Source organism: bacterium (genome assembly GCA_030654305.1).
Lineage (GTDB): Bacteria > Krumholzibacteriota > Krumholzibacteriia > LZORAL124-64-63 > LZORAL124-64-63 > PNOJ01.
Genome location: JAURXS010000431.1, coordinates 1 through 10,217 on the forward strand (window position 1 = coordinate 1; position 10,217 = coordinate 10,217).

At 72.5% G+C, this 10,217-nt stretch carries 5 protein-coding genes; 2 read left to right on the forward strand and 3 right to left on the reverse strand.

Going from position 1 to position 10,217, the window contains the following annotated elements:
• Positions 1-253: 253 nt before the first annotated feature.
• Positions 254-2,389, forward strand: coding sequence for a S9 family peptidase (locus tag Q7W29_12595; GenBank protein MDO9172657.1), 2,136 nt, complete (start codon positions 254-256; stop codon positions 2,387-2,389).
• Positions 2,390-2,418: 29 nt separating this feature from the next.
• Here the strand turns inward: Q7W29_12595 and Q7W29_12600 are convergent, their stop codons facing one another.
• The 3 genes from Q7W29_12600 to Q7W29_12610 form a co-directional block, all read right to left on the reverse strand.
• The gene (locus Q7W29_12600; protein MDO9172658.1) at positions 2,419-4,248 is read right to left on the reverse strand and encodes a diguanylate cyclase; all 1,830 of its coding nucleotides are present in this window, start codon (positions 4,246-4,248) and stop codon (positions 2,419-2,421) included.
• 96 nt (positions 4,249-4,344) lie between these two features.
• Entirely contained in the window at positions 4,345-6,564 is a 2,220-nt protein-coding gene (locus Q7W29_12605; GenBank protein MDO9172659.1) for a hypothetical protein, read from the reverse strand.
• 89 nt (positions 6,565-6,653) lie between these two features.
• Entirely contained in the window at positions 6,654-7,802 is a 1,149-nt protein-coding gene (locus Q7W29_12610) for a methylated-DNA--[protein]-cysteine S-methyltransferase (GenBank protein MDO9172660.1), read from the reverse strand.
• Positions 7,803-7,942: 140 nt separating this feature from the next.
• Between Q7W29_12610 and Q7W29_12615 the strand changes: the two genes are divergently transcribed.
• Positions 7,943-10,042, forward strand: coding sequence for a YgiQ family radical SAM protein (locus tag Q7W29_12615; GenBank protein MDO9172661.1), 2,100 nt, complete (start codon positions 7,943-7,945; stop codon positions 10,040-10,042).
• Positions 10,043-10,217 lie beyond the last annotated feature (175 nt).

A 10,217-nucleotide genomic window follows, 5' to 3' on the forward strand; every position in this document is an offset into this window, starting at 1 on the left:
GTGGCGCAGGCGGCCGTCCACCGAGGCGGGGTGGCAGAGCAGGCCGACGCGCCGCCCGCGCAGCGGCGCGAAGTCGCGCTCGACCAGGACGTCGAGACCGGTCAGGATGGCGTTGCGGGACATGGCGCCGCCTCGGCTGGAGTTCGGCGCCAGTGTAGGCGGCGGGCGTGCAACTGTCGAGGCGCGGTTGCGTAACCGTCCCTCGCCGGCGCCGGTCCCGGCCCGGTCCCACTACCGAGAGAGGCGGCCCCCCATGCGCACCCCCCTGCTGCGGATCATGCTCGTCGTCGCGTGCTGCGGCGCCGGCGGCCTCGCCGCCGCGACGGACCTCGCCACCGCTCCCGCGCCTCCCGTCGCGCGGGTCGAACCCCACGTCTTCCGCGAGTTCGGCGGCGAGCGCGTCGACGACTACTACTGGCTCAACCAGCGCGAGGACCCCGCGGTGATCGCCTACCTCGAGGCCGAGAACGCCTACGCCGAGTCGGTGCTGGCGCCCACGGCCGCGCTGCAGGAGACGCTCTTCGCCGAGATCACCGGGCGCATCAAGAAGGACGACGACACGGTCCCCTACCTCGACCGCGGCCACTGGTACTACACGCGTTTCGCCGAGGGCCAGGAGTACCCGGTCTTCTGCCGCCGGTCGGACGCGCCGGGCGCGGCCGAGCAGGTGATGCTGGACGTGAACGCCCTGGCCGAGGGCCACGCGTTCTTCCAGGCCCGCGGCACGACGGTCAGCTCCGGCGGCGGCGTGCTGGCCTGGGCCGACGACGCGGTCGGGCGGCGCCTCTACACGATCCGCTTCAAGGACCTGGCGACGGGCGCGGTCCTGCCTGACGCCATCCCCAACGCCAGCGGCAACCACGTCTGGGCCGAGGACGACCGCACCCTCTTCTACACCAAGAAGGACCCGGGCACCCTGCGCTCCTACCAGGTCTGGCGCCACACGCTGGGCGAGGATCCCGCCGGCGATGTCCTGGTCTACCAGGAGGACGACGAGACGTTCGCCGTCGGCGTCGGCCGGACGAAGTCGCGCCGCTACGTGCTGATCACCTGCTACCAGTCGGTGAGCACCGAGATCCGCTACGTGGCGTCCGACCGCCCCCGCGACGGGTTCCGCGTCTTCCAGCCCCGCGAGCGGGACCACGAGTACTCCGTCGACCACCTGGGCGACACGTTCTTCGTGACCACCAACTGGCGGGCCCGCAACTTCCGGCTGATGACCGCCACGGCAGCCGCCACCGGCAAGGAGAGCTGGGGCGAGCTGCTCCCCCACCGCGAGGACGCTCTGCTGCAGGGGGTCGAGCCGTTCCGCGACTGGCTGGTCGCGAGCGAGCGGCGCGACGGCCTGACCCGGCTGCGCGTGCGGCCCTGGCCCGGCGGCGACGGGACCTGGGAGGATCTCGACTTCGGCGAGCCGGCCTACGTCGCCTACCTCGGCGTGAACCGCGAACCCGACACCGACGTGCTGCGCTTCGGCTACGAGTCCCCCACCACGCCCTTCTCGACCTACGACTACGACATGCGCGCGCGCCGCAAGACCCTGCTGAAGCGGGACGAGGTCCTGGGCGGCTTCTCCCCCGACGACTACGCCTGCGAGCGCCTCACGATCGAAGCCCGCGACGGCGCGCGGGTGCCCGTCACCCTGGTGCACCGCCGCGACTTCCCGCGCGACGGCACGCGCCCGCTGCTGCTCTACGGCTACGGCTCGTACGGTTCGAGCACCGAGCCCGACTTCGACTCGGCGCGGCTCAGCCTGCTGGACCGCGGCTTCTGCTACGCCATCGCGCACGTGCGCGGCGGCGACGAGCTGGGCCGCCGCTGGTACGAGGACGGCAAGCTGCTGAACAAGATGAACACCTTCGAGGATTTCATCGACTGCGGGCGCGACCTCGTGGCGGCGGGCTACGCCGACCCGCGACGGCTCTACGCCATGGGCGGCAGCGCCGGCGGCCTGCTCGTGGGCGCGGTGGTCAACCTGGCGCCCGACCTGTTCGCGGGCGTCGTGGCGCAGGTGCCCTTCGTCGACGTGGTCACCACCATGCTCGACGAGTCGATCCCCCTGACCACCGCCGAGTACGACGAGTGGGGCGACCCCCACGACGAGGCGGCCTACCGCTGCATGCTGGCCTACTCGCCCTACGACAACGTCGCGGCCGTGCCGCGCCCCCACCTGCTGGTCACCACCGGGCTGCACGACTCCCAGGTGCAGTACTGGGAACCGGCGAAGTGGGTCGCCAAGCTGCGCCGCCTGAAGGCCGACGACCGCCGCCTGCTGCTGGTCACGAACATGGAAGCCGGCCACGGCGGCGCCTCGGGCCGCTTCCAGCGGCACCGCGAGACGGCGCGGGAGTACGCCTTCCTGTTGGATCTGGCGGGGTTGGCGAGGTAGGGGGCGGCGGCACGGTCGGACAGATGTGGTCAGACGGGCGCGGCGATCCGGTTCTCCGTTTCGACCCGGTTGCGCCCGGCGGCCTTGGCCCGGTAGAGCGCCCCGTCGGCGAGACGGATCAGGTCCTCCGGCGCGTCGGCCGGCGCGGGGGTCAGCGCGCCGCCACCCACGCTGACGGTCACCGGCACGCGGCGCCCTTCGACCAGGAACTCCATGTCGGCCACGGCCTGGCGCACTCGCTCGCCGAAACCGGCGAGCCGGTCGGGCGTTGCATCCGTGATGATCACCGCGAACTCCTCGCCGCCGTAGCGGGCCACAAAGTCGGTCGTGCGGCGGGCTGCGTGCTCGATCGCCTTCGCCACGGCCACCAGGCAGTCGTCACCGACCAGGTGCCCGTAGGTGTCGTTGAAGTTCTTGAAGTGGTCGATGTCCACCATGAGCATGGCGACCGGCTTACTTTCGCGCAGAGCCCGCCCGAACTCCAGTTCCAGGCGCTCGTCGAACGCCCGCCGGTTGAAGCTGCCGGTCAAACCGTCGATGTGGTTACGCTGCTCCGACTCCTCGTTCGCCTGAGCCAGCAGGCGCATCATATTCTGCATCTCGGCCGTGCGCAGCTGGACCTCCTGCTTGAGCACGCGGTTGGCCTCCTGCTGCATCCGCAGCACCTCGGCCTGGGCCGCCCGGCGCGCCTGCTTGTGCTCCCGGAAGCGGTCGGCCAGCGCGAGGGACAGCAGCATCGCCTCGGCCGCGAGGCCGAACAGGGGCCCGTTCTCGGTGACGAACGTGCGCGGCAGCAGGCCGAACTTGCTGGTGATCATCAGCATCGTGCCAAGCAGGAACGTCAGCCAGGCCGCGACGAACCAGCGGGCGGAGTTCGCGCCGACGCGCCACTGGCGCAGGCCGCCCCAGGCGATGACGGCCGCACCGAGCACGGCCGCCACCAGCACCGGCCGCATGATCGTCGCGTAGGGCAGCAGGCAGCTCGCGACCAGGCCGGCCAGGCCGGCCAGCGTCCCGGCGCGGAACAGGCGCGAGCAGCGCGGCGACAGTTCGCGCAAGTTCAGCAGGTCGTGGGCGAAGATGAAGGCGCTGCCCGTGGCCGCGGCGACGAACAGGGCCGGCGCCCTCTCCTGCAGCCACGGCCAGTGCGGCCACAGGTACTGGTAGCCCAGCCCCTGCAGGCCGGCCATCAGGCCGAGGAACGAACCCATGTGCACGACGAAGGCGAGGTGCAGGCGTTCGCGCAGCACGACGAACAGGAAGGCGTTGTACAGCACGACCAGCAGCATCGCGCCGTAGAAGAAGCCGAAGAACGCGTAGCGGCCGGTCTCGGACCGGAAGTAGGCGTCGGCGTCCCACAGCGCCAGCGGCACCTGCAGCGAGCTGTTCGAGCGCACCCGCAGCAGGTAGGTCGCCCCTTCGGCCGTCGTCGGCGCGAGCGGGAACAGGAAGTGGCGGTGCGCCAGCGGGCGACGGGCGAACGGCTCGCGGTCGCCGGCCCTGCCGGCCGCGACCGGGAGGCCGGCCTCGACGGCGTAGAGCTCGATATCGTCGAGCAGCGGGTAGGAGACCACGAGCAGGACCTCGTGCCGCGCCCGTACGTCCGGCGCGAGGCGGAAGGCCAGCCACGTCTCGCGGTCCGTGTAGCCGAAGTTGGGGATGCCGGGGGCGATGGGGAGCCAAGCGGCGGCGGCGGCGTCGTAGACCAGCAGCCCGCGGTCCATCGCGACATGGTCGGCGCCGGCGCCGAAACCGAACGCGTCGCCCTCCCACCCGACCGGCATGGGCGGCACGGCGCCGGCGACGGCGGGGGCCGCCAACAGCGACACGGCACAAAGCAGCAAGATCCGCAACGACATCGTGTACCTGCTCACCGTTCGGGCCGACAGCAGTCGCAGGTGGATACACGTTCGTTATCGGCCCGCCGGGACCGGGGTTGAGCCCGTTCGGCGCCGTCAGTCCGGAGGCTGGTTACGGACCAGCTCGCGGAAACTGTCGAGCGGGGCGTTTTCCGGATCGATCTGCGCCGCCTCGTCCAGGGCCAGCAGGGCCTGCTCGCGGTGGCCGGCGTCCAGGCAGATCAGGGCGGCGCGCGACCACAGCTCGGGATCGTCGCGGACGGGATCACCGGCCGCCAGTTCGCCCCCGGCGAGCCGGTCGACCAGGGACAGGGCGCGGTCGGCGCTGCCCAGGGCGCGGTCCGCTTCCAGCAGCATCTGCCGCTCGAGGGGCGCGAGGTCCCGCAGCCAAAGGCCGGCGAGCAGGTCCTGCAGGTCGGCGTGGCGTCCGGCCTTCAGCAGCGCGGCGGCCAGGTCCTGCCGCAGCTCCGGCGTCGGGGACCGGGCGTAGCGAGAGGCAAGGCTATCGGCGAGCGCCACCTGGTCGACGCCCGCGTCCCCGGACAGGGCGATCCCCAACGCGTCGCGAACCGGCAGGTGCGCCAGGTCGCGGCCGGCGCGCAACCCGGCGGCCGTGCTGTCGGCGGCCGCACCCAGCCTGGCGGCCGTCTCGCGCCCACCGCTGCGCAGCAGGGACGACTGGGCCGCCTGCATCATCTCCAGGGCGTCCGTGTTGCCGGGCTCCAGCCGGACGGCGACGCCCAGGTCGCGGCACGCCTCTTCCCAGCGTCGCCGCTCGAGGTGGTGCAGCCCGCGGTTGTACCAGCCGCTGATCTCGTAGGGGTCGAGGTCGACGGCGCGGTCCAGGACCGAGTCCGCCTCCGCGTGGCGGCCCAGCTTGGCCAGCGCGACGCCGTGGGTGCGCCAGGCGCCGGCTAGGCCGGGCTCCAGGGCGACGGCCTCCTGCAGGCAGAGCTGCGCCTCGGCGGCCTGGCGCCGGTTCAGCAGGATCGTGCCCAGCACGAGGCTGGTCGCGGCGTCGCCGCGGCCTTCGGCCGCCAGGGCGGCACGCGCGGCGCGCAGGTCCGCCAGCGCCTCCTCGTCCTCGCCCAGGTAGTAGTGCATGCGCCCGCGCAGGGCCTGCGCCAGCGTCGGGCGGTCGTGCTTGCGCATGCAGATCGACAGGGCTTCGATGACGGCCCGGCCGCGGCGGGGCCGGCGCGCCTCGTCGTCAAGCGTCCAGTAGCGGGCCATGGAGTTGGCGGCGAAGGCGAACAGCGAGCCCGCGAGGTAGTGCTCGCCCCAGGCCAGGTAGACCGGGACCGTGGGCGAGGGTTCGCCGAGGATCACCGGCGGCACCGAGCAGCCCTCGTACGGGAAGAACGCCAGCAGCGGGAAACGGCCCTGGAGCGAACGTGCGTAGGCGGCGTCGGATTCGGCATCGCTGCCGACGTGGTCCAGGATCAGGGCCACGTCGTTCCAGTATCGCGTCGCCTGCTGCACCGCGCGATTGGTGTAGATCTCGCCCAGGGCCTTGCGGGCGAATACCGGCTCGCCGGCGGCGAACCAGGCCATCGCTTCGATCCAGTTGTTGCCGTGGCTGCCCGCGGCCATGCCGTAGCCGTAGCGAGGGTACCGCAGCGGCGGCATCTCCTTCGCGAGGGCGACGGCCTCCTGGAAGCGGCCGGCCCCGGCCAACAGCAGGCCGCGCAGCAGCTGGTCCCGGTCTTCCGCCCCCGCTGCGGACATCCCGTCCCCGCGCTCGAGCAGGGCGAGCCCCTCCTCCCAGCGCGCCGTGTCCCGGCACAGCCAGGCATGGGAGTGCGAGATCGACCGCGCCGCCTGGGAACGGTGTTCCAGGCGGGAGTCGTGGGGCCAGGCCTGCCAGGCGGCCAGGTAGGCGGCGTCGGCTCGCGACCAGTCGCCGAACTGGACGAGGAGATTCCCCATCCGGGTCCAGGCTTCGGTACAGGTGGGGTCGACCTGCACGGTGCGTTGCAGGATCGGCATCATGCGGTCGAAATCATTGACGGTCCAGCGGCCTTCGGAAAGCAGCCCGTTCCCACTGAAGAAGCTGACGTAGGTGCCGCTGCGGCGCAGCAGGCTGGGGATGTCCTGCCACCACCGGCGGAACCGCTCCAGTTCCTCACCGGCCAGGAGACGACGTCGCTCGCGCTCCGGCTCGGGGAGCGACAAGAACGTGGTCAGATCGACGGCTTCGACACCTTCGGCCTGCATCGGCGACGATTCGACAAAGGGCGCCATCGGTCGCATGCTGCGGCAGCCGGCGGTCAGGACCAGTGCGAGCAGGACCGCGATGGTGGCCAGGTGACGCATGTCACACTCCGGGCTATGGATTGGTCATGGTGCTGAGGGAACGCCGCCGATGATGGTTGAACGTAGGGAGAACGCCGGACCGATGCCACTCAATCCGCGCCCCCGTCCACCAGCTGCCAGAGGTACCAGGCCGCCAGCGAGCGGTACGGGGCCCAGCGCTCGCCGATCGCCGCCATCGCCTTGGCCCTGGGCGTCTCGGCGAGGCCGAGGTGCTTCTGCACGCCCTTCTGCAGGCCCAGGTCGTCGACCGGCCAGACGTCGAGCCGGCCGAGGTGGAAGATCAGCATCATCTGCGCGGTCCAGACCCCGATGCCCTTGACGGTGCAGAGCGCGGCGGTCGCTCGGGCATCGTCGAGGCGGCGCAGCGCGCGCAGGTCGAGCCGGCCGTCGTCGAGGCGCGCGCCGAGGTCGCGCAGGTAGCCCAGCTTCTGCGAGGAGAGGCCGGCGCCGCGCAGCTCCGCGTCGGACAGCTGCAGCAATTCCCGCGGCGAGGGGAACGCATCGCCCGGCGTGAGCGCGCGCACGCGCCGCGCGATGGTGGCGGCGGCCTTCAAGGCGAGCTGCTGGTGCACGATGCTCGTGACCAGCACGTCGTAGGGATCGCGCTTGTCGCCGAAGGCCGGCAGGTAGGGGCCGGCGCGGCGGATCACGCGGCCCAGCGCGCGGTCGCTGCGCGCGAGGTGGTCCATGCCCGCCTGGTGGCGCGGGCTGAGCACGACCCCCTCGCGGTGCAGCAGGCGGACCTTCAGGTCGGTGCCGCCGGGGGCCGAGAAGCCGCCCAGCGCGCCGCCCGCCGCCAGCACGCGGTGGCAGGGCACCAACAGGGGCAACGGGTTGCGGGCCATGACCGTGCCGACGGCGCGCGAGGCCCCGGGCGAGCCGGCGCGTTTGGCGAGTTCCGCGTAGCTCACCGTCGCGCCGGGCGGGACCCGGCACAGGGCGCGCGAGACCTTGCGGGCGAAGGGCGGCAGGCGCTCGAGGTCCAGGGGCACGTCGCGGAACTCGTCGGGCTTGCCGGCCAGGTGGGAGCGCACGCGGCGCGCGAGGTCGCGCACGGCGGCCGGGGGCCGCGCGGGGTACTCGCGGCCGGGCGCGGCGCGTTCCAGCAGCTCGCGCACGGCGGCCTCCGAACGATCGGGCAGGGCCAGGGCGTCGACGCCGCGGCGCGTCCAGGTCAGGCCCCAGGGGCCGAGCGCGGAGTCGAAGACGGCGGCGCCGGGGGCGAGGTCGCGGAACATGTCGGCCTCCGATGACGGGGCGCAGCGCGGTAGCCCGGCCGCGGGTGATGGGTTAGCTTGTGGGTCGGCACGGCCGCGCGCATCGTACCCCGGCGGGTCGCGCGGGCGCAACCCGGACCCCGCAGCGGTGGAGATCGCAGATGAGCGCGACGACGGCCCCCCACCTGTTCGCACGACCGCCGCACCGGCCCGGCCTGGCGCCGGCCCCGGTGCTGCCGATGTCGCGGTCCGAGATGGAGACGCTCGGCTGGGACAGCTGCGACGTCGTGCTGGTGACTGGCGACGCCTACGTCGACCACCCCAGCTTCGGCATGGCCCTGGTGGGGCGCCTGCTGGAGGCGCACGGCTTCCGCGTCGGGATCATCGCCCAGCCCGACTGGCAGTCGGCGGCACCGCTGCGCGCCCTGGGCCGGCCGAACCTGTTCTTCGGCATCTCGGCCGGCAACATGGACTCGATGGTCAACCGCTACACCGCCGATCGCAAGGTGCGCAGCGACGACGCCTACAGCCCCGGCGGCGAGGGCGGCCGGCGGCCCGAGCGCTCGGTGCTCGTCTACGCCCAGCGCGCGCGCGAGGCCTACCGGGACGTGCCCGTGGTGGTCGGCGGCATCGAAGCCAGCCTGCGCCGCATCGCCCACTACGACTACTGGTCCGACAAGGTGCGCCGCTCGGTGCTGCCCGACGCCAAGGCCGATCTGCTGCTCTACGGCAACGCCGAGCGGGCCATCGTGGAGCTGGCGCACCGGCTGGCCGCCGGGGAACCGATCGGGACGATCACCGACCTGCGCGGCACCGCCCACCTGCGCCGCGGCGTGCCAGAGGGCTGGCTGGAGCTCGACTCGACCGAGATCGACGAGCCGGGACCGCCGTGCGTCCATCCCGACCCCTACGCCGCGGAACCGGACTGCGCGAACGCGCCGGCGCCCACGACCGTACCGACGACCGCGCCGCGCCCGCAACCCCACCGCGGCCGCCTCGACCGCGCCCGCACCGTCATCCGCCTGCCCTCCTACGAGCAGGTCGCCGCCGACCCGGTGCTCTACGCCCACGCCTCGCGCGTCTTCCACCTGGAGACCAACCCGGGCAACGCCCTGTCCCTGGTGCAGCGGCACGGCGACCGCGACGTCTGGCTGACGCCGCCACCGATCCCCCTGGAGACCGACGAGCTGGACCGGATGTACGAGTTCCCCTACACGCGCCGCCCGCACCCGTCGTACGGGAAGGCCCGGATCCCGGCCTGGGAGATGATCCGCTTCTCGATCTCGATCATGCGCGGCTGCTTCGGCGGCTGCACCTTCTGCTCCATCACCGAGCACGAGGGGCGCGTCATCCAGAGCCGGTCGGAGGCCTCGGTGCTGCGGGAGATCGCCGAGGTGCGCGACCGGACGCCGGGCTTTACCGGGACCATCTCGGACCTCGGCGGGCCCACGGCCAACATGTACCGGATGCACTGCAAGACGAAGGCGATCGAGAGCGCCTGCCGGCGCCCTTCGTGCGTCTACCCGGGGATCTGCAACAACCTGGTGACCGACCACGCGCCGCTCATCGCGCTCTACCGGAAGGCCCGCAAGCAGGCGGGCGTCAAGCGCGTGCTGGTGGCCTCGGGACTGCGCTACGACCTGGCGGTGCGCGACCCCGACTACGTCCGCGAGCTGGTCACCCACCACGTGGGCGGCTACCTGAAGATCGCGCCCGAGCACACCGAGACGCGGCCGCTCTCGCACATGATGAAGCCGGGCATCGGCTCCTACGACCGCTTCAAGCAACTCTTCGAGCGCTTCTCGAAGGAGGCGGGCAAGAAGCAGTACCTCATCCCCTACTTCATCGCCGCCCACCCCGGCACCACGGACGAGGACATGCTGAACCTGGCGCTGTGGCTGAAGCGCAACGGCTTCAAGCCGGACCAGGTGCAGCAGTTCCTGCCCACGCCCCTGGCCTCGGCCTCGACCATGTACCACACCGGGCACAACCCGCTGCGCAAGGTGCGCCGGGAGCCGGCGAACGTGGAGGTGCCGCGCGGGCTGCGCCAACGCCGGCTGCACAAGGCCTTCCTGCGCTACCACGACCCGCTGAACTGGCCGCTGCTGCGCGAGGCCCTGCAGAAGATGGGGCGGGCCGACCTGATCGGGCCCGGCCGGGAGCAGCTGGTGCCGGCGGCCGGATCGCCCGCGCCGAAGGGGCGCCTGCCGCGCGGACCCGCCCGGCCGAAGCCGCCGCCGAAACGCCACTACGAAGAGTGATCCCGCCGCCGCCACGCGAAGCGGCCCCCGCCCGGAGGCGGGGGCCGCTCGCTTCTTGTCACGTCCTATGCGGGACGATCACTTCACGGTCGTGAAGCTCTTGTCCGCGTAGACGCCTTCCAGCGAGTCTTCCAGCGAGTAGCGGGGCTGGAACTGCTGCACCGGGGTCACCGTG